Raw genomic sequence first — 18,806 nt, 5'->3', positions numbered from 1 at the left:
CCGCCCTCACATCGGCGCGTCGTCGAAGGCCGAGGCGAGGGACGAGAAGCCACCGATCAACTGCTCGGTGGCGACCGGCTCCACGAGGTGTCGTCCCACCAAGAGCCCGGGCATGAGCGTCATCAGCACGGTCGCGATCTGCGCCGGGTCCGCCGTGGGCGGCACCTGTCCCTCGTCGCGCCAGCGGCGGGCCAGTTCGACGAGGTTGTCCCGCATGCTGAGGTAGAAGGTCCGGGTGCGTCCTTCGAGTTCCGGACTGCGCAGTGCCTCGCCCCACGCCTGGATCGCGATGCGGCTCAGATCGTACGACTGTCCCTCGCCCCGGTCGCGGGCCTCGGCCGCCATCGCCTCAAGTACCGCGGACGGTGAAGGGGTGGGACGGCGTTCCAGGAGCCGACGGAACAGGTCGCGGATCAGGGTCAGGGCCTCGTCCGCGGCGGCGTCGATGAGGTCGTCCTTGCTGCGGAAGTAGCGGTAGACGGCGCTGGAGGACATGCCGGTCGCGGCGATGACATCGTCCATCGACGTGGCGTGGAAACCGTTGCGGGAGAAGCAACTCCAGGCACTGGTGAGAATGTGGCGCCGCCGTTCTTCCCGGCGCGCCTCGCTCAGACGGGGCATGTCCTCACCCTAAACGCAAACGATGGTTTCCGTTACAGGAGGGCGCTGGAAGCCTGTCGATCATCGAGCGACTGCGGAGCACAGAGCAGGGCCAGGCGGTCGGCGTCCTTGCTGCCCGGTTCGGCGGTGCCCACGAGCAGGCACTGGCCCGGCGCGTCCTGCACCTCGAAGGTCTGATACGAGAGGGTCAACCGTCCCGCTACGGGGTGGTCAAAGGTCTTGTCCCTGCTGCCTAGCCGATTGACGTCCTGGCGCCCCCATAGTTCCGCGAACTCGTCGCTCTCCGCGCGGAATTCATCGATCAGGGCGGCGAGCCGGGGATCGTGGCGCTCGTGGCCGTAGGCGAGCCGTAGGGCGGCGACGGTGTCGCGAGCCACTGTGCCCCAGTCCGCGAACAGCGTGCGTGCGGCCGGGGCACAGAAGAGGGAGCGGACCATGTGGCGCGGGTCGGTCAGCGGGGAGAGCAGGGCGGCGGCCGACGCGTTCGAGGCGAGAACATCCAGCCGCCGATTGACCACGTAGGCGACGGCCGCCACGAAGCCGTCCATCGGCCGCCGCAGCCCGGGCGCCACCCGCTCCGCATCAAGGTCAGGGGCCTCCGGTCTCGGTACCAGCCCAGCCAGACGGTAGGCATGCCAGCAGGCGTCGGAGTCCAGCCGAAGCGCCCGCGCGAGAGCGTCGATGACCTGGCCGGACGGTTTCCGTTCGCGGCCCTGCTCCGGCCGATCCGTCGTTGGCGTCCAGCCGGATGCGGAAGGCATAGTGACGCAGGCACCTGCCCGAGGCCTCCTTGAGCGAGTAGCAGTGGGAATCGGCCAGTCCGGTGACGAATCGGAAGGTGGCCTCCTGCTTCGCAAGCCCGGAACTGGTCGCGGCGACGGAACCGAGGACGCCTAAGATTGCCGGCCTCGACGCGCTGTACGTGAGCGAGATGGCGGCCAAGGTCAGGCCCGAGGGCGGCGGCGGTGACTACGGAACCGGTGGCGGCCTGGACCATCTCGGCTTCGGCACCCTTACCTTCACTCGTGGCAAGGCGATCGTCGCGGCCACCACACCGACGCCGTCCGCGAGTACGTCCGACACGACGTCCTCCTCCGACGCCGGCGCCGCACCCCCTGCCGCCGATGCCAGCGACGGGACCCAGCCGCAGGGCGGCCGGGGCGACGGCCTCGCCGCCACCGGCGCGGGTGGCATCGCCGGGACCAGGCCCTCGCCAGCGGCGACACCGTGGTGGCCCGCAGGCTGACCCTGCGCCTGCTAGAAGGCTTCACCCTGCACCTTTCCCTGGGCAAACCAAGTGCCACGCACCCCCTCGCCTCACCCAGCCGATCCAGCGCGAGCGCGAAGCCCAGAGGACATCGTCGCCCGAACCGGCACACCTCTGATCCGGAGACCATGAGCCCCGGCCGTCCGTCCGGCGCCGATCAGCCCTTCGCCCAGGGCGGTCAGGTGGCCAGTACAACCAACCCTATGACCGGATCCGGGACTCAATTTCATTCCGAACACTTTGTTGGTACGTCCTGACATACCTGTTGACATCCCCGCAGAGACGGCCTCATAGTCTCTCCAACTAGAGCGCGCTACTAAAGCGCTCCAGTCGCTGAACAGGCGGTCTACACCAACGACCGCCACAGAAGACGAGCCGCCACACACGGCACATACACACCACTCGCGCACCACGTCGCCACTCGTTGAACATGCATCGGCCGCCGACGCGGGACGCGCTTCCGACCACCACAGACTCCACCCTGACAAGCACAGCGAGGTGCAAGGGACATGCGCAGAAACCACCGAGCCGCAGTTTTCACCGCCACCGTTCTGGTCGGCACTCTGTTCGCCGCCGGCTGTTCCAGCAGCTCGGGCGGCAAGAAGTCCGAGGAAGGAGGTGCGGACGCCTCGGCGGGCAAGGCCACCACCCCGCGCATGACGGTGGCCATGGTCACCCATGCCGCCCCCGGCGACACCTTCTGGGACCTGGTCCGCAAGGGCGCCCAAGCCGCTGCCGCCAAGGACAACGTCAAGCTCGTCTACTCCAGCGATCCCAGCGCCGGTAACCAGGCCAACCTCGTGCAGAACGCGATCGACCAGAAGGTCGACGGCATCGCGCTCACCGCGGCCAAGCCGGACGCCATGAAGGACGTGGTGGCCAAGGCCAAGTCGGCCGGCATCCCCGTGGTCGGCTTCAACTCCGGTGTGAGCGACTGGAAGAAGCTCGGCATGCTGGAGTACTTCGGCCAGGACGAGAACATCGCCGGCCAGGCATTCGGCGAGCGCCTCAACCAACTCGGCGCCAAGCACGCCCTCTGTGTCATCCAGGAACAGGGCCAGGTCGCCCTCGAGGCCCGTTGCGCCGGTCTGAAGAAGGGCTTCAGCGGCAAGACCGACATCCTCTACGTCAACGGCACCGACATGCCGTCCGTGAAGTCGACCATCACCGCAAAGCTCACACAGGACTCTTCCATCGACCAGGTGGTCACCCTCGGCGCCCCGATCGCGCTGACCGCGATCCAGTCGTTGACCGACTCCGGCAGCAAGGCCAAGCTCGCCACCTTCGACCTCAGCAAGGACCTGGTGAAGGCCGTCCAGGACGGCAAGATCGAATTCGCCGTGGACCAGCAGCCGTATCTCCAGGGCTACTTGGCGGTCGACTCACTGTGGCTCTACAAGACCAACGGCAACTACAGCGGCGGCGGCACCGCGCCCGTCCTCACCGGACCGGCTTTCATCGACAAGACGAACGTGGACAGCGTCGCCAAGTTTGCCGCCAACGGAACCCGGTGATGAGCATGACCCAGCACGCCGAGCCGGCGGTGACCACACCGCCGGCCCCCGGCCCCAAGGAGGTTGACGGCCGCACGGCCGAACGTCCACAGGCGCTACGGCTGTTGGCCCGCCCCGAGGTGGGCGTCTTCCTCGGTGCCGCCGCGGTGTACGTGTTCTTCCTGATCGCCGCCCCGCCGGTGCGCGAAGGCGCCTCAATGGCGAACATCCTCTACGGCTCGTCGACGATCGGCATCATGGCGTTGCCGGTCGCCCTGTTGATGATCGGCGGGGAGTTCGACCTCTCCGCCGGTGTCGCGGTGATCACCTCGGCGCTGACGGCGAGCATGCTCAGCTACCAACTGACCATGAACGTATGGGTCGGTGTGATCGCGGCCCTGGTCGTGTCGCTGGCAATCGGCTTCCTCAACGGCTGGCTGGTGGTCAAGACCGGGCTGCCGAGCTTCCTGATCACGCTGGGCAGCTTCCTGATCCTCCAGGGCGTCAACCTCGCGGTGACCAAGCTGGTCACCGGCAATGTGGCGACCGACGACATCAGCTCCATGGACGGCTTCAGCCAGGCCAAGAAGGTCTTCGCGTCGTCCTTCGACGTCGGCGGCGTGCAGGTGAAGATCACCATCGTGTGGTGGCTGGTGTTCGCGGCGATTGCGACGTGGGTGCTGCTGCGGACGAAGTACGGGAACTGGATCTTCGCGGTCGGCGGGAACAAGGACAGCGCGCGGGCCGTCGGCGTGCCCGTGGCATTCACGAAGATCTCGCTGTTCATGCTGGTCGGGTTCGGCGCCTGGTTCATCGGGATGCACCAGTTGTTCTCCTTCAACACCGTGCAGTCCGGCGAGGGCGTGGGCCAGGAGCTCATCTTCATCTCCGCGGCGGTGATCGGCGGCTGTCTGCTGACCGGCGGCGCCGGCAGTGCGATCGGCCCGGTCTTCGGCGCGTTCATGTTCGGCATGGTGCAGCAGGGCATCGTCTACGCCGGCTGGAACCCCGACTGGTTCAAGGCGTTCCTGGGCGTGATGCTGCTCGGCGCCGTTCTCATCAACTTGTGGGTGCAGCGCACCGCGACCCGGAGGTGAACACAATGACAAGCAAAGAAGCCGGCACCCATGGCGCGATCCTCCAGGACACGGAGCCGGAGGACGGGGACCGCCCGACCGTCCAGCTCCGCAACGCGGGCAAGTCCTACGGCAACATCCGTGCCCTGCACGGGGTGGACCTCGCCGTGCGCCCGGGTCAGGTGACCTGCGTGCTGGGTGACAACGGCGCGGGCAAGTCCACCCTGATCAAAATCATCTCCGGGCTGCACCAGCACACGGAGGGCGAGTTCCTCGTCGACGGGGAACCGGTGCACTTCACCACCCCGCGCCAGGCGTTGGACAAGGGCATCGCGACGGTCTACCAGGACCTGGCCGTGGTGCCGTTGATGCCGGTGTGGCGCAACTTCTTCCTCGGCTCCGAGATGACCAAGGGCCCCTGGCCCATCCGCCGTCTCGACATCGAGAAGATGAAGAAGACCGCGGACCAGGAACTCCGCAACATGGGCATCATCCTGGACAACCTGGAACAGCCCATCGGCACCCTCTCCGGCGGCCAGCGCCAGTGCGTGGCGATCGCCCGCGCCGTCTACTTCGGGGCGCGTGTCCTGATCCTGGACGAGCCGACCGCGGCCCTCGGTGTCAAGCAGTCCGGTGTGGTCCTCAAGTACGTGGCCGCCGCCCGCGAACGCGGTCTCGGGGTCATCTTCATCACGCACAACCCGCACCACGCCTACATGGTCGGCGACCACTTCAGCGTGCTGCGCCTGGGCACCATGGAACTCTCCGCCGAGCGCAGCGAGATCACGCTGGAGGAGCTGACCAACCACATGGCCGGCGGCACCGAACTCGCCGCCCTCAAGCACGAGTTGTCCCAGGTCCGCGGCGTCGACGTCGAAGAACTCCCCGACGCGAGAGACCTGACAGCGCTGTAGCGCCATGTCCCCAGCAGGCAAGGCCAAAAGCCCCAACTGCTGGGGGACATGCCCTGTCGCCGATGCCTCAGGCCGACGTCTCCGGTGCCTTGTCACTCGTACCGCGCACCACGAGCTTCGGATCCAGGACGACCTCTCGGACCTCCAGATCCGGATTCTCCAGCCGTTCGACCGCGAACCGCACGGCATGCTCCGCCATCAGCGCGGCGTCCTGACGGACGGTGGTCAGGCCGATCGGCATGAGATGGGAGAGGTGACTGTCGTCGTACCCGACAACCGAGACATCACGCGGGACATCGACGCCTGCCCGCGTCAGGGCCATCAACAAGCCCCACGCACACCGGTCGTTGCCCGCGAGGACCGCCGTCGGAAGAGCTTGCCCCCGATCGCGCTCCGCCAGGAACAGGCGGCCCGACTCGATGCCCGATTCCTCCGTGTGCTCCCCGGGGATGACCCGCACCTCGGCCTCCAGCCCGTGCCGGCGCATCGCGGCCCGGTAGGCACGCCGCCGCTCGACCGATCCGGGACCTCGGCCGCCGTCGATGTGCACGATTCGGCGGTGCCCCAGTTCGACGAGATGCTCCATGGCCTGGTGCACCCCCTTACCCTCGGCGCTGTGGACGAAGTCCACGCGGGCGCGGGGCACTCGGCGGCTGACCGAGACTGTCACCGCTCTGTGTCCGAGTTCGTCGAGATAAGTGGCCTCCGCCTCGGGGCCGAGCAGGATCAGCGCCTCGCAACGGTGGCTGAGCAGCGCCTCGGCCGCCTTCGCCTCGCTGCGGCCGTGGGTGGCTGCGGAGAGCAGGACGTCGTAGCCGAGGCGTTCGGCCTCGGGGTAGATCCCCGCGATGAGGTCCGCGTGGAAGGTCTGGTGCACGGTGAACATCACGCCGAGCGTGCGGCTGCGGCCGCGGGCCAGCAGCCTGGCCGCGCTGTCGGGGTGGTAGCCGATCTCGTCGGCCACCCGCAGCACCCGCTGCCGCGTCTCATCGCTCGCGCCCGGCTGACCGCGGAAGATGATCGAGACGAGCGCCCGCGACACGCCCGCTTTCGCAGCGACGTCCGCCATCGTGGGCCGCTGCTTTCCTGACGCATCCACCTGTGAATCCACCTTCCGCCGCGGCCAACCCTACGGGCCTCTCGAAATCTCCTGGCAACAAGGTATTGACATGACATTTGGACAGGAGTCATCGTACACAGACTAGAGCGCGCTAGTAGAGCGCGGCAGTGAATCTCCTGAACGCCTCCGTCTCCGGCACGAAAGGGAAACCAGCGTGATGCCGTTCGAAGTGCTGACCATGGGCCGCGTAGGGGTGGACGTATATCCGCTCCAGACCGGTGTGGGCCTGGCCGAGGTCACGTCGTTCGGCAAGTACCTGGGCGGGAGTCCGACCAACGTCGCCGTCGCCGCGGCCCGTTACGGGCACTCCGCGGCCGTGATCACGAAGACGGGCCGGGACCCGTTCGGGGACTTCGTCCGCACGGCCTTGGAGGGGTACGGCGTCGACAGCCGGTTCGTCGGTACGTCGGACATCGCGCCGACGCCGGTGACGTTCTGCGAGATCTTCCCTCCGGACGACTTCCCGCTGTACTTCTACCGCCTGCCCAAGGCCCCCGACCTGGACATCCAGCCGGACGAACTGGACCTGGACGCCGTCCGCGACGCCCGGATCTTCTGGGTCACCGGGACGGGGCTGAGCAAGGAGCCGAGCCGCTCGGCCACGCTCGCCGCGCTGGCACACCGGGCGAAGTCCGGCCCGACCGTCTTCGACCTGGACTGGCGGCCGGCGTTTTGGAAAGGCACAGCCTGGACCGACGCGGATCAGGCGCGGGCGTACTACGTCGAGGCCTTGCGCCACACCACGGTGGCCGTCGGCAACCTCGACGAGTGCGAGGTGGCGACGGGTGAGCGCGAGCCGTACGCCGCCGCGAAAGCACTGCTCACGGCCGGGGTGGAGCTGGCGGTGGTGAAGCAGGGCCCCAAGGGTGTCCTGGCCGTCGGCCGCGACGGTTCGGCCGTCGAGATACCGCCGGTACCGGTGGACGTCGTCAACGGTCTCGGTGCCGGTGACGCCTTCGGCGGCGCGCTCTGCCACGGTCTGCTCGCCGGCTGGGACACCCACCGCACGGTCTCCTTCGCCAACGCCGCCGGAGCCCTGGTCGCGGGCCGGCTCTCCTGCTCCGACGCGATGCCCACCGAGGCCGAGGTCGAGGCCAAGCTCCGCGAGGCCACCACCGCTTCCATCGAACGAAAGGCGTGACGACGTGCCGTCCGACAACGTGAGCCGGATCGTGGAGGCCCGGGTCAACGACCCCGGCGCCATCGCGACGGCGGCAGCGCGCCGCGTGAAAGCCTCCTCGCTCCTCGGCGCCCACGGCAAGGCGATGATCGTCGCGGCCGACCACCCGGCCCGCGGTGCCAACGGTGTCGGCGCCGAACCCACCGCGATGGCCGACCGCTTCGAGCTTCTCGACCGCCTGTGCACAGCGCTGGAGCGGCCCGGCGTCACGGGTGTCCTGGGCACCGCCGACATTCTGGAAGACCTGCTGCTGCTCGGCGTTCTGGACGGAAAGAGCGTTTTCGGTTCCATGAACCGGGCCGGGCTCGCGGGCTCCGTCTTCGAGATCGACGACCGCTTCACCGGCTATGACGCCGAGACGATCGCCGCGATGGGCTTCGACGGCGGCAAGATGCTCACCCGTATCGCCCTCGACGACCCGGCGACCCCGTCCGTCCTCGAGAACACCGCTCGCGCCGTCAACGAGCTCAACGACCGACAACTCATCGCCATGGTCGAGCCGTTCCTGTCCGAGTGGCAGGACGGCAGGATCCGCAACGACCTCTCCACCGACGCCGTCATCAAGTCGATCACCATCGCCTCGGGCCTGGGCCGCCGCACCGCCTACACCTGGCTGAAGCTCCCGGTCGTGGCGGACATGGAGCGGGTGCTGGCCTCCTCGACGCTGCCCGCGCTGCTGCTGGGCGGCGAGGTCAAGGATCCCGAAGCGGCCTTCGCCTCGTGGGGCAAGGCCCTCAAACTCCCCACCGCACAAGGCCTGATGGTCGGCCGTTCCCTGCTCTACCCCTCGGACGGCGACGTCGCCGGCGCCGTGGACCGGGCGGTGAACCTCCTGTGAGCGACACCAGCAAGTACCACCTGCCCAAAGGAACTTCGGCCGACGGCCCCTACGATCTCCTGGTCACGCCCGAGTCGGCGGGCTGGGGGTACTCCGGCCTCAGGATCCTGACCCTGGGGCCGGGCCAGGCGCACACCCTGTCCACCGGCGATTCCGAGTTCCTGGTCCTGCCGCTGACGGGTTCCTGCACCGTCACCACGGACGGCACGGCCTTCGAACTCACCGGCCGGACAGGCGTGTTCGCCTCCGCCACCGACTTCGCCTACCTCCCCCGCGAATCGGTGGCCCTGATCAGCAGCGCGCACGGCGGGACGTTCGCGCTGCCCTCCGCCCGTACCGAGCGGAGCTCACTCTCCGCTCGGTACGGGCCCCAGAAGAACGTGCCGGTCGAACTGCGCGGCGCCGGGCCGTGTTCGCGGCAGGTCAACAACTACTGCCTGCCGGGCACGTTCGAGGCCGAGCAACTGCTGGTGTGCGAGGTCCTCACCCCCGGCGGCAACTGGTCCTCCTACCCGCCCCACAAGCACGACGAGGCCCGACCGGGCCAGGAGTCGGAGCTGGAGGAGATCTACTACTTCGAGGTCTCGGGCGAGGACGGCTTCGCCTACCAGCGGGTCTACGGCACACAAGAGCGGCCGATCAACGTGCTCGCCGAGGTCCGCTCCGGCGACACCGTGCTGATCCCGCACGGCTGGCACGGCCCGTCGATCGCGGCGCCCGGCTACGACCTCTACTACCTCAACGTCATGGCGGGCCCTGGACAGGACCGTGCCTGGCTGATCTGCGACGACCCCGCCCACGGGTGGGTGCGGGGGACCTGGGAGTCCCAGGACGTCGACGACCGGCTTCCCTTCGAAGGGCTCACGCAGTAATGAACACCCTCCGACTCACCACCGCGCAGGCCCTGGTCCGCTTCCTGGCCAACCAGTACAGCGAGCGCGACGGCCAGGAACAGCGGCTGATCCCCGGCGTCTGGGGCATCTTCGGGCACGGCAACGTGGCCGGGATCGGCCAGGCATTGCTGCAGGCCGCTGTCACCCAAGAGGCCGACCTGCCCTACTACTTGGCCCGCAACGAACAGGGCATGGTCCACGCGTCGGTGGCGTACGCCAAGATGCGCGACCGGCTGGCGACGTTCGCCTGTACGGCTTCGACGGGGCCCGGCTCGACGAACATGATCACGGGTGCGGCGCTCGCGACGACCAACCGCATACCGGTCCTGCTGCTGCCCAGCGACATGTTCGCGACCCGCGCCGCCGACCCGGTGCTCCAGCAGCTGGAGGACACCCGCGGCGGGGACGTCACCGTCAACGACGCCTTCCGTGCCGTATCGAAGTACTTCGACCGGATCTCCCGGCCCGAACAGCTGATCCCGGCCGCGCTGGCCGCGATGCGGGTGTTGACCGACCCGGTGGAGACCGGCGCTGTGACGCTGGCCCTGCCACAGGACGTACAGGCGGAGGCGTACGACTGGCCGGTCGCCTTCTTCCGGCGCCGGGTCTGGCACGTGGGCCGTCCGGTGCCGGAACCGGCCGCCGTGGAGCGGGCCGCGCGTCTGCTGCGCAACGCACGCAAGCCGCTGATCGTGGCGGGCGGCGGGGCCGTCTACTCCGGTGCCGAGACCCAGCTGCGGGCCTTCGCCCAGGCCACCGGCATTCCGGTCGCCGACACCCATGCCGGCAAGGGCGCGGTCCCCTGGGACCACCCCTGCGCGGTCGGCGGCATCGGCTCGACCGGCTCGTACGCGGCCGACGAGCTGGCGAAGGAGGCCGACGTCGTCCTCGGCATCGGCACCCGCTACAGCGACTTCACCACCGCGAGCCACACCGTCTTCGGCAACCCGGACGTCGCCTTCGTCAACCTCAACGTCGCCCGCCTGGACGCCGTCAAGCACTCCGCGGAGCCGCTGGTGGCCGACGCCCGGCTCGGCATCGAGGCCCTCGCCGAAGCGCTGACCGACTGGGAGGTCTCAGCGGAGTACCGCGAGCGGACCCGTCAACTCATCGCCCTCACAAGGGAGATCGAGGACCGCTGCTTCACCGTGGGCCACGGCCCGCTCCCCGCGCAGACCGAGATCCTCGGCGCCCTCAACGACGTACTCGGCGACCGTGACGTCGTCATCAACGCCGCCGGCTCCATGCCCGGCGACCTGCAACAGCTGTGGCGGGCAAGGGATCCGAAGGCGTACCACGTCGAGTACGCGTATTCCTGCATGGGCTACGAGGTCGCCGCCGGCCTCGGTGCCAAGATGGCCGACCCGTCGCGTGAGGTCGTCGTCCTGGTCGGCGACGGCTCGTATCTGATGATGGCTCAGGAGATCGTGACCATGGTCTCCGAGGGCCTGAAGGTCATCGTGGTCCTCGTCCAGAACCATGGCTTCGCCTCGATCGGCGCGCTGTCCGAGTCGCTCGGTTCTCAGCGCTTCGGCACCAACTACCGCTTCCGGAACGGTGGTTCGGGCCTGCTCGACGGAGACGTCCTCCCCGTCGACCTCGCCGCCAACGCCTCCTCGCTCGGCGCGGACGTCCTGCACGCCACCTCCGTCGACGAGTTCCGTACGGCGATGGAGAAGGCGAAGGCAGCGACCCGCACCACCGTCGTCCACGTCGAGACCGACCTGTACGGGCCGAACCCGCCGGGCCACGGCTGGTGGGACGTCCCCGTCAGCCAGACCTCCGACCTGGACACCACCCGCGCCGCGTACGAGACGTACGCCGCCCATAAGCAGGCCCAGCGCCACTACCTGTAAGGACACCCAACCCGTGAAGACCATTCAGCACTGGATCGACGGCACGGCCGTCCCCGGCACGGACACCGCTCCGGTGTTCGACCCGGCCACCGGACGACAGCAGGCCCAGGTGGTCCTGGGCGGGTCCGCCGACGTCGACACCGCCGTCACGGCCGCCGCGCGGGCCTTCGAGACCTGGTCCGAGTCGTCTCTCACCCAGCGCACCCAAGTGATGTTCGCCTTCCGGCAGTTGCTCGTCGAGCACGAGGAGGAGTTGGGCCGGATCATCTCCGCCGAACACGGCAAGACCGTCGACGACGCACGCGGCGAGATCACCCGCGGCCGGGAGGTCGTCGAATTCGCCTGCGGTCTCGGCGATGTCCTGAAGGGGTCCTTCTCCGACCAGGTCTCCCGCGGCATCGACGTGCACAACTTCCGTCAGCCGCTCGGCGTCGTCGCCGGCATCACCCCCTTCAACTTCCCCGCCATGGTGCCCCTTTGGATGCACCCGATCGCCATCGCGACCGGCAACACCTTCATCCTCAAGCCCAGCGAACGCGACCCGTCCGCGGCGAACTTCGTCGCCGAGCTGTACCAGAAGGCGGGCCTGCCCGACGGGGTCTTCAACGTCGTGCACGGCGGCAAGGACGCGGTCGACGCGATCCTCACCCACCCCGGCATCGAGGCCGTCTCCTTCGTCGGGTCGACCCCCATCGCCAAGTACGTGCACGAGCAGGGCACTTCGGCCGGCAAGCGCGTCCAGGCCCTCGGCGGGGCCAAGAACCACGCTGTCGTCCTCCCCGACGCCGACCTGGAGTTCACCGCCAACCACATCACCGCCGGTGCGTACGGCTCGGCCGGCGAGCGCTGCATGGCCGTCTCCGTCGCCGTGGCCGTGGGTGACGCGGCGGACGGGCTGGTGGAGGTGCTGGAGCGCAAGGCGCGCGAGGTGAAGGTCGGTCCCGGTGACGCCCCGGGCGTGGAGATGGGACCGCTGGTCACCAAGGCCGCTCAGGAACGCGTCGAGAACGCCGTCGGCACCGCCGCAACGCAGGGCGCCACCGTCGTCGTGGACGGCCGCGGGCTGAAGATCGACGGTCACGAGGAGGGCTTCTTCACCGGCCCGTCCCTGCTCGACCACGTCACGGTCGAGATGGACGCCTACAAGGAGGAGTTGTTCGGCCCGGTCCTCGCGATCGTCCGCGTCGACACGCTCGACGAGGCCATCGCCGTCATCAACGCCAACCCGTACGGCAACGGCACCGCCCTGTTCACCGCCTCCGGTGAAGCCGCCCGCCGATTCCAGCGCAACGTCAAGGTCGGCATGATCGGCGTCAACGTGCCGGTGCCCGTCCCGATGTCGTACTACTCCTTCGGCGGCTGGAAGGACTCCCTCATCGGCGACTCCCCCATCCACGGCCCCGAGGGCATTCGCTTCTACACCCGCCCCAAGGTCGTCACCACCCGCTGGCCGCAGCCCGCCCAGCAGGTCGCCGCCGGCTTCAACTTCCCCACGTCCAACTGATCCACAGAGTTCCCCCTCCCCCCTTCGCAAAGGACCGACCATGGCAACGGCGCCAACTCCCCTCCGTACCGTCGCGGGCAACCTCTGCCTGGGCTCCGCCCCCGACTCCTGGGGCATCTGGTTCCCCGAGGACGAGCACCAGGTGCCGTACACCCGCTTCCTCGACGAGCTGGCCACAGCCGGCTACGAGTGGCTGGAGCTCGGACCGTACGGCTATCTCCCCACCGACCCGCAGCGCCTGAAGGAGGAGCTGGACGCCCGTGGGCTCCAGGTCTCCGGCGGCACCGCCTTCGGCGCCCTGCACCGCCCGGAGGCGTGGGACGAGATGCTCGCCCATGTCCGGCAGGTCGCCGCACTGACGGCCGCCGCCGGCGCGCACCACCTCGTCCTCATCCCGCCCATGTACCGGGACGAGAAGACCGGCGCGTTCACCGAGTCGCCCGAGCTGACCGCCGACCAGTGGGCGGGCTTCGGCCGATCCGCGGACCGGCTGGGCAAGTTGCTGCTCGACGAGTACGACGTACGGCTCGTCATCCATCCGCACGCCGACAGCCACATCCAGACCCAGCCGGAGATCGAGCGGCTGCTCAACGAGTCGGACTCCCGCTACACCAACCTCTGCCTGGACACCGGGCACGTGGCGTACGGCGGCGGCGACAATCTCGATCTGATCCGCCGCTTCGGCGAGCGCGTGGGCTACGTCCACATCAAGCAGATGGATCCCGAGGTGCTGGCCCAAGTCGCGGTCGAGGACCTGTCGTTCGGGGAGGCGGTCAAGCGCGGGGTGTGCGTGTCACCTCCCGCGGGCGTACCGAATCCGGCCGACGTGGTGGCCGAACTCGCGCGCCTGGACGCCGAGTTGTTCGTCATCGTCGAGCAGGACCTGTACCCGTGCGCTCCCGAGGTGCCCTTGCCCATCGCGGTCAGCACCCGTGAGCACCTGGCCGGTTGCGGACTGACGGGTACCAGCCGCCCGCACCTCGACCGATAGGAGGCGGCGGCTATGGACGTCAGGGACGACACGACCACAGCCCCGGCCACCGCGTTCGCGGACGACGCCCCTCTGGCGGTGTCACGGCGGCTGCGGCTCATCACCGTCATCGCCACCTTCGGCGGACTGCTCTTCGGCTACGACACCGGCGTCATCAACGGCGCCCTGCCCTACATGACCGACGACCTGGGCCTGACCCCCTTCACCGAGGGCATGGTCACCAGCTCGCTGCTGCTCGGCGCGGCGGTGGGCGCGGTCACCGGCGGACGGTTCTCGGACGCGCGCGGACGGCGCCGCACGATCCTCGTCCTCGCCGTGGTGTTCTTCGTCGGCGCACTCGGCTGCACGCTCGCACCGAACACCGCCGTCATGGTGGTGGCCCGCTTCGTGCTCGGCCTCGCGGTCGGCGGCGCCTCGGTGACCGTGCCCGTCTACCTCGCCGAGATCTCGCCCGCCGAGCGGCGCGGGGCACTGGTCACCCGCAACGAACTCATGATTGTCAGCGGGCAGTTGCTCGCGTTCACCTCCAACGCGGTCATCGCGCGGGTGGGCGGTGAGTCCGGCGGGGTGTGGCGCTACATGCTCGTGCTCGCCACGATCCCGGCCGTCGTGCTCTGGTTCGGCATGCTGGTCATGCCGGAGAGCCCACGCTGGCTGGCCTCCAAGACCCGCTTCGCCGAAGCCCTCGAAGTGCTCAAGCAGGTCCGGTCCCAACAGCGGGCCGAGGCCGAACTCGCCGAGGTCTCCGCGCTCGCCGTCAAGGAGGACCAGGCGAAGCTCGGCGGCTGGCAGGACATGAAGTCCACGCCGTGGCTGCGCAAGCTCATGTTCGTCGGCTTCGGCATCGCGATCGTGCAGCAGATCACCGGCGTCAACACGATCATGTACTACGGCACCCAGATCCTCACCGACGCCGGCTTCACCGCCGACAGCGCCCTCACCGCGAACATCGCCAACGGTGTCATCTCGGTGCTCGCCACCTTCGTCGGCATCTGGCTGCTGGGCCGCGTCAACCGCCGCCCGATGCTGATGACCGGTCAGATCGGCACGACAGCAGCCCTGTTGCTGATCGGTGTCTTCTCACTGCTGCTGCCTTCCGGTGACGGCCGGGCGTTCGCCGTGCTCGCCATGACGGTCACCTTCCTCGCCTTCCAGCAGGGCGCGATCTCGCCGGTGACCTGGCTGATGCTCTCGGAGATCTTCCCGATGCGGATGCGCGGCTTCGGGATGGGTGTCGCGGCCGTGGTGCTGTGGCTGACCAACTTCGCGATCGGGCTGGTCTTCCCGTCCCTGGTCTCCGCCATCGGGGTCTCCAACACCTTCTTCCTCTTCGTGGTGGCGGGCGTCTTCTCGTTCACCTTCGTCAAGCTCTACGTCCCCGAGACCAAGGGCCGCACCCTCGAAACCCTCGAAGCCGAACTCCGGGCGCGCTTCTCCTGACCTCGTCTGCATAAGGAATGACCATGACCGTACGTGTAGGAGTCATCGGCGCCGGCTGGATCGGCAAGGAACACATCCAACGCCTCACCCACACCGTCACAGGCGCCCGCGTCACCGCGGTCACCGACATCGACGCCGCCCGTGCCGAGGAGGCGGCGGCGCCGGTCGGTGCCCGCGTGCTGCCCGACGGCGCCGCCGTGATCGCGGCGGACGATGTCGACGCGGTCCTCGTGACGTCCTGGGGCCCGACCCACGCCGAGCACGTGCTGACCGCGATAGCCGCCGGGAAGCCGGTGTTCTGCGAGAAGCCGCTGGCCACGACCGCCGAGGACTGCCTGCGGATCATCGAGGCCGAGACGGCACACGGCCGCCGCCTGGTCCAGGTCGGCTTCATGCGCCGCTACGACGCCGGCTACCGGCAGTTGAAGCAGGTCATCGACTCCGGGCGCATCGGCCAGCCGCTGATCGTGCACTGCGCCCACCGCAACCCGACCGTGCCCGAGTCGTACACGTCCGACATGGCTGCCCTGGACACGGCGGTGCACGAGGTGGACGTACTGCGCTGGCTCCTCGACGACGAGATCGTCTCCACCCAGGTGGTCACCCCGCGCGCCACGAGCAAGCGGTTCGCCCACCTCAAGGACCCGCAGATCATGCTCTTCGAAACCGCCAAGGGCGTCCGCATCGACCTGGAGGTCTTCGTCAACTGCCAGTACGGCTACGACATCCAGTGCGAGGCGGTGGGCGAGGAAGGGCTCGTCCGCTTGCCCGACCCGGCCGCCGTCGGCGTGCGCAGCGCGGGGCAGCACAGCACGGAGGTGCTCACCGACTGGGTGGGCCGTTTCGCGGACGCCTTCAACACGGAGTTCCGCGAGTGGATCGCGGGGATCGCCGCCGGCAACGAGCCCACCGGCCCCTCGGCCTGGGACGGCTACGCGGCCACCGTCATCACCAGCGCGACCGTCGAGGCCCTGGAATCGGGCCACGTCGTCGCCACCGACCTCAAGCCCCGTCCCGCCTTCTACGGAGGTGCCGCGTGAAGATCGCCCTCGACCCCTACATGTTCCGCGCCCTGCCCATCGACGACATGGTGCGCACGGTCGCCGAACTCGGCTACGACTACATCGAGTTGTCGCCCCGCGACGACTTCATGCCGTTCTTCCTGCACCCGCGTGCGGACGACGCCCGCGTGGCGGAGCTGAAGAACTCCCTGCGTACGCACGGAGTGAAGCTGTCCTCCGTACTCCCGCTGTACAAGTGGTCCTCGCCCGACGAGACCGAGCGGCAGACCGCCGTCCGCTACTGGAAGCGGATGATCGAGATCACCGCCGAGCTCGAATGTCCGCTGATGAACTCGGAGTTCAACGGCCGCCCCGAACATGCCGCCGAGAGCGAAGCCGCTTTCTGGCGCTCGCTGGAAGAACTGCTCCCGGTCTTCGAGCGGGAAGGCATCGCCCTCAACCTGGAAGCCCACCCGGACGACTTCTGCGAGGAGAACACCCCCGCCGTCGACCTCGTCCGCGCGATCAACAAGCCCTGGGTGAACTACCTCTACTGCGCCCCGCACTCCTTCCACCTCTCGGGCTCCGACCCGACGGCGGACATCGCGGCGATGATGCGCTACGCCGGCGACAAGCTCCAACACGTGCACATCGCCGACTCCTTCAACCACAAGGGCTCCAGCGGCCTGCGCTACATCCTCAACCCGCCGGGCACCACCGCCCGCATCCACCAGCACCTAGACATCGACCAGGGCGAGGTCGACTGGAACGCCTTCTTCGGCACCCTGCGCGAGCTGAACTTCGACGGCGTGGCCACGGCCTGCGTCTTCGCCTGGGAGGAACGCGCCCGCGACTCCTCGGCGTTCATGCTCGACCGCATCACCAAGGAACTCACCGTGTGACCGACCGCCCCATCAGGCCGACTTGAGATGATGCTGGGAGGTGGTCGAGGGCGGCCGGGGCACCGAGTCGTCGTCGCACGCGAAGGTGTTCGTCAAACGGGCCGCACGCCGTGCCAGTACCGCCGAACACGGAAGCGGGGTCGGCCCCTGAGCACCGATCTGCCCGGACTGGCGGCCGTGGACATCGAGAAGTGGCTGCGGGAAACGCTGCCGGATCTGTTGGACGGCGGCCCTTGGCAGGACGACATGGCGGTGCTGGTGAGCTATACCTCCGGCGCCACCCTCACCTACCACCTCAACGCCTACGCCCCCTGGGAGGGCTACCGGATCGCCTTCAACGGCAGCGCGGGCCGCCTCGAACTCCTCGTCGAGGAATCCACCTGGACCCGGCCCCGGGCACGGACGGACGGCACGAGCGCGGTCATGCACGGGACGGCGGTCGGTGACGACCCCGGTCGTACGCAGCTGTTGCTGCGCCGGTTCTGGGAGCAGCCGGCCGAGGTGAAGGTCGCGACGGGAGAGGGCGGGCACGGCGGGGGCGATGTCCGCATGCTCGAGGACCTGTTCGGCGGGCCGCCCACCGGCGGTTCGGACCCGCTCGGCCGGGCGGCGGGCGCGACCGACGGGGCCCGGTCCCTGGTCACCGCGCTGGCCGCGAACCAGTCCTTCGAGACGCGGCTCCCGGTGAAGGCCCGGGATCTATCGGAGGTGTGACCGTCGAGGGCTGGTGTTCGTCACACAAGCGGCTGCCGACTGCGGGCGCCCCTTGCCGCACCTCGGTTGTCGGTCTCGTACGCCCAGGGCACTACCGTTCGGCGGCGGAGCCGACCGGTGCGAGGGCCTCGATCGCGGCGACGGTCTGGTCGAGGACCACGTCGTAGAGGCGGGCGAAGGCGGCGGGCATCCGGGGCAGGAGCGGCGCGAGAGCCTCGCGCTCGCTCTCGGGGCGGACCGAGAGTCCCGCCTGGAGCTGGGTGACGATCTGTTCCGTGGGGCTGCGGCGTGTCTCGTACGACGCGTAGCCAATGGTCGTCGAACTGATGAGAAGGACGGCCACGGCGAGGTCCTCGTCGTGGAGACCGAGCGGGCGAAGAACCTCGGCCAACTTGGCCAACGACCTCACTCCGACGGGCTGTTGTGTCGAGGCCATGTACGGCAGGAGCTGCGCGTGCGGACGCAGCCGCTCCCGGCTGTTGCGCATCCACTGGCGGACCTGCTCCTGCCAGGTTTCCCCGGTCAGGGTCACCGGCTGGATGCGGGACAGGACACGGTCCGCCACGGCCTGGAGCAGCGCGTCGCGGTCCGGGAAGTAGCGGTACAGGGCCATCGGGGCGGCGCCGGCGGCCTCGGCGACGCGCTTGATGGTCAGGTCGGAGTCCGGATCGCGCTCCAGAAGGCCGACGGCGGCCTCGACGATCTGCTCCCGCGAGAGGCGCGGCGGGCGTCCCCTTCCGCGGGTTGCGGTCCCGGTCGCTGACTGCGCCATCGGCTGCGTCCTTCCTTGCGCCCGCCGTCGTGCGCGCGCCGTCGTCAGGTTACGCGGCCGACCGGCGTCGGGGCTGTCGGCCCGATGGCGGGGTTAGCGGTATTTAGCGTATGCCTTACGAAAAATATGGGAGACTCGCGGCCACAGACTCAGCGGGTTCGACATGAGCGCACCAAGGCGCCATCTGACGCACCCTCAGGAGCGGAGGTACCCCCGTGTCCGCA

18 protein-coding genes and 1 pseudogene are annotated in these 18,806 nt (G+C 68.9%); 14 read left to right on the top strand and 5 right to left on the bottom strand.

Features of this window, described 5'->3' with window-relative positions; all coding sequences use genetic code 11:
* Nucleotides 1-6: 6 nt before the first annotated feature.
* The 3 genes and pseudogenes from OG266_RS40240 to OG266_RS40230 form a co-directional block, all read right to left on the bottom strand.
* On the bottom strand, nucleotides 7-621 hold the full coding sequence (locus OG266_RS40240; protein ID WP_371551878.1) for a TetR/AcrR family transcriptional regulator: 615 nt from the start codon (nucleotides 619-621) through the stop codon (nucleotides 7-9).
* A gap of 32 nt (nucleotides 622-653) precedes the next feature.
* Entirely contained in the window at nucleotides 654-1,382 is a 729-nt protein-coding gene (locus OG266_RS40235) for a transcriptional regulator (protein WP_371551877.1), read from the bottom strand.
* 19 nt (nucleotides 1,383-1,401) lie between these two features.
* Nucleotides 1,402-1,563 (bottom strand): annotated as a pseudogene (locus OG266_RS40230) (AbfB domain-containing protein); the annotation flags it as partial.
* On the opposite strand from OG266_RS40230, the gene OG266_RS40225 reads away from it, so the two are divergent.
* The 4 genes from OG266_RS40225 (at nucleotide 1,544) to OG266_RS40210 (ending at nucleotide 5,371) form a co-directional block, all read left to right on the top strand.
* On the top strand, nucleotides 1,544-1,867 hold the full coding sequence (locus tag OG266_RS40225; RefSeq protein WP_371551876.1) for a hypothetical protein: 324 nt from the start codon (nucleotides 1,544-1,546) through the stop codon (nucleotides 1,865-1,867). The pseudogene OG266_RS40230 and the gene OG266_RS40225 overlap by 20 nt on opposite strands.
* Before the next feature lie 530 nt (nucleotides 1,868-2,397).
* Complete coding sequence (locus OG266_RS40220; protein ID WP_266469121.1) at nucleotides 2,398-3,402, top strand: sugar ABC transporter substrate-binding protein; 1,005 nt, start codon at nucleotides 2,398-2,400, stop codon at nucleotides 3,400-3,402.
* Entirely contained in the window at nucleotides 3,402-4,478 is a 1,077-nt protein-coding gene (locus OG266_RS40215; RefSeq protein ID WP_266469119.1) for an ABC transporter permease, read from the top strand. Before OG266_RS40220 ends, OG266_RS40215 begins: the two co-directional genes overlap by 1 nt.
* A gap of 5 nt (nucleotides 4,479-4,483) precedes the next feature.
* Nucleotides 4,484-5,371 carry an ATP-binding cassette domain-containing protein gene (locus OG266_RS40210; RefSeq protein ID WP_371551875.1) on the top strand — a complete coding sequence of 296 codons (888 nt, stop codon included), beginning with the start codon at nucleotides 4,484-4,486 and terminating at the stop codon, nucleotides 5,369-5,371.
* A 67-nt stretch (nucleotides 5,372-5,438) separates the two neighbouring features.
* Here OG266_RS40210 and OG266_RS40205 read toward each other — a convergent pair whose 3' ends face one another.
* On the bottom strand, nucleotides 5,439-6,440 hold the full coding sequence (locus tag OG266_RS40205) for a LacI family DNA-binding transcriptional regulator (RefSeq protein WP_266470936.1): 1,002 nt from the start codon (nucleotides 6,438-6,440) through the stop codon (nucleotides 5,439-5,441).
* A gap of 208 nt (nucleotides 6,441-6,648) precedes the next feature.
* Here OG266_RS40205 and iolC point away from each other — a divergent pair, with 208 nt between their 5' ends.
* The 10 genes from iolC to OG266_RS40155 all read left to right on the top strand — a co-directional run bounded on the left by iolC (nucleotide 6,649) and on the right by OG266_RS40155 (nucleotide 17,810).
* The gene (iolC, locus tag OG266_RS40200) at nucleotides 6,649-7,632 is read left to right on the top strand and encodes a 5-dehydro-2-deoxygluconokinase (protein WP_371553132.1); all 984 of its coding nucleotides are present in this window, start codon (nucleotides 6,649-6,651) and stop codon (nucleotides 7,630-7,632) included.
* Between the two features lie 4 nt (nucleotides 7,633-7,636).
* The gene (locus OG266_RS40195) at nucleotides 7,637-8,509 is read left to right on the top strand and encodes an aldolase (RefSeq protein WP_266469115.1); all 873 of its coding nucleotides are present in this window, start codon (nucleotides 7,637-7,639) and stop codon (nucleotides 8,507-8,509) included.
* The gene (iolB, locus tag OG266_RS40190; RefSeq protein WP_266469113.1) at nucleotides 8,506-9,381 is read left to right on the top strand and encodes a 5-deoxy-glucuronate isomerase; all 876 of its coding nucleotides are present in this window, start codon (nucleotides 8,506-8,508) and stop codon (nucleotides 9,379-9,381) included. Before OG266_RS40195 ends, iolB begins: the two co-directional genes overlap by 4 nt.
* Nucleotides 9,381-11,258 (top strand): 3D-(3,5/4)-trihydroxycyclohexane-1,2-dione acylhydrolase (decyclizing), encoded by a 1,878-nt coding sequence (iolD, locus tag OG266_RS40185; RefSeq protein ID WP_266469111.1) that lies wholly within the window; start codon nucleotides 9,381-9,383, stop codon nucleotides 11,256-11,258. Before iolB ends, iolD begins: the two co-directional genes overlap by 1 nt.
* A 13-nt stretch (nucleotides 11,259-11,271) precedes the next feature.
* Nucleotides 11,272-12,762, top strand: coding sequence for a CoA-acylating methylmalonate-semialdehyde dehydrogenase (locus tag OG266_RS40180; RefSeq protein ID WP_266469109.1), 1,491 nt, complete (start codon nucleotides 11,272-11,274; stop codon nucleotides 12,760-12,762).
* Between the two features lie 40 nt (nucleotides 12,763-12,802).
* A complete protein-coding gene (locus OG266_RS40175; protein WP_371551874.1) occupies nucleotides 12,803-13,753 on the top strand; it encodes a TIM barrel protein in 951 nt (316 codons plus the stop codon).
* Between the two features lie 12 nt (nucleotides 13,754-13,765).
* Nucleotides 13,766-15,193: a sugar porter family MFS transporter gene (locus OG266_RS40170; protein ID WP_371551873.1), complete on the top strand. Its 1,428-nt coding sequence runs from the start codon at nucleotides 13,766-13,768 to the stop codon at nucleotides 15,191-15,193.
* Nucleotides 15,194-15,216: 23 nt separating this feature from the next.
* The gene (locus OG266_RS40165; protein WP_266866314.1) at nucleotides 15,217-16,233 is read left to right on the top strand and encodes a Gfo/Idh/MocA family oxidoreductase; all 1,017 of its coding nucleotides are present in this window, start codon (nucleotides 15,217-15,219) and stop codon (nucleotides 16,231-16,233) included.
* Nucleotides 16,230-17,096 (top strand): sugar phosphate isomerase/epimerase family protein, encoded by an 867-nt coding sequence (locus OG266_RS40160; protein WP_371551872.1) that lies wholly within the window; start codon nucleotides 16,230-16,232, stop codon nucleotides 17,094-17,096. The genes OG266_RS40165 and OG266_RS40160 overlap by 4 nt, the downstream gene beginning before the upstream one ends.
* 177 nt (nucleotides 17,097-17,273) lie before the next feature.
* Complete coding sequence (locus tag OG266_RS40155; protein ID WP_371551871.1) at nucleotides 17,274-17,810, top strand: hypothetical protein; 537 nt, start codon at nucleotides 17,274-17,276, stop codon at nucleotides 17,808-17,810.
* A gap of 91 nt (nucleotides 17,811-17,901) precedes the next feature.
* Here OG266_RS40155 and OG266_RS40150 read toward each other — a convergent pair whose 3' ends face one another.
* On the bottom strand, nucleotides 17,902-18,582 hold the full coding sequence (locus OG266_RS40150) for a TetR/AcrR family transcriptional regulator (protein WP_371551869.1): 681 nt from the start codon (nucleotides 18,580-18,582) through the stop codon (nucleotides 17,902-17,904).
* Nucleotides 18,583-18,806 lie beyond the last annotated feature (224 nt).

The sequence above is a fragment of the Streptomyces sp. NBC_00554 genome (assembly GCF_041431135.1).
Lineage (GTDB): Bacteria > Actinomycetota > Actinomycetes > Streptomycetales > Streptomycetaceae > Streptomyces.
This window is presented reverse-complemented; position numbering and strand designations above follow the sequence as displayed.

Excerpts from the sequence above, each read along its gene's own strand:
- OG266_RS40240 (WP_371551878.1), bottom strand. The coding sequence starts at position 621 with ATGCCCCGTCTGAGCGAGGCGCGCCGGGAAGAACGGCGGCGCCACATT.
- OG266_RS40170 (WP_371551873.1), top strand. The coding sequence starts at position 13,766 with ATGGACGTCAGGGACGACACGACCACAGCCCCGGCCACCGCGTTCGCG.
- OG266_RS40215 (WP_266469119.1), top strand. The coding sequence starts at position 3,402 with ATGAGCATGACCCAGCACGCCGAGCCGGCGGTGACCACACCGCCGGCC.
- iolC (WP_371553132.1), top strand. The coding sequence starts at position 6,649 with ATGCCGTTCGAAGTGCTGACCATGGGCCGCGTAGGGGTGGACGTATAT.
- OG266_RS40220 (WP_266469121.1), top strand. The coding sequence starts at position 2,398 with ATGCGCAGAAACCACCGAGCCGCAGTTTTCACCGCCACCGTTCTGGTC.
- OG266_RS40210 (WP_371551875.1), top strand. The coding sequence starts at position 4,484 with ATGACAAGCAAAGAAGCCGGCACCCATGGCGCGATCCTCCAGGACACG.
- OG266_RS40205 (WP_266470936.1), bottom strand. The coding sequence starts at position 6,440 with ATGGCGGACGTCGCTGCGAAAGCGGGCGTGTCGCGGGCGCTCGTCTCG.
- OG266_RS40150 (WP_371551869.1), bottom strand. The coding sequence starts at position 18,582 with ATGGCGCAGTCAGCGACCGGGACCGCAACCCGCGGAAGGGGACGCCCG.
- iolD (WP_266469111.1), top strand. The coding sequence starts at position 9,381 with ATGAACACCCTCCGACTCACCACCGCGCAGGCCCTGGTCCGCTTCCTG.
- OG266_RS40165 (WP_266866314.1), top strand. The coding sequence starts at position 15,217 with ATGACCGTACGTGTAGGAGTCATCGGCGCCGGCTGGATCGGCAAGGAA.
- OG266_RS40235 (WP_371551877.1), bottom strand. The coding sequence starts at position 1,382 with ATGCCTTCCGCATCCGGCTGGACGCCAACGACGGATCGGCCGGAGCAG.
- OG266_RS40175 (WP_371551874.1), top strand. The coding sequence starts at position 12,803 with ATGGCAACGGCGCCAACTCCCCTCCGTACCGTCGCGGGCAACCTCTGC.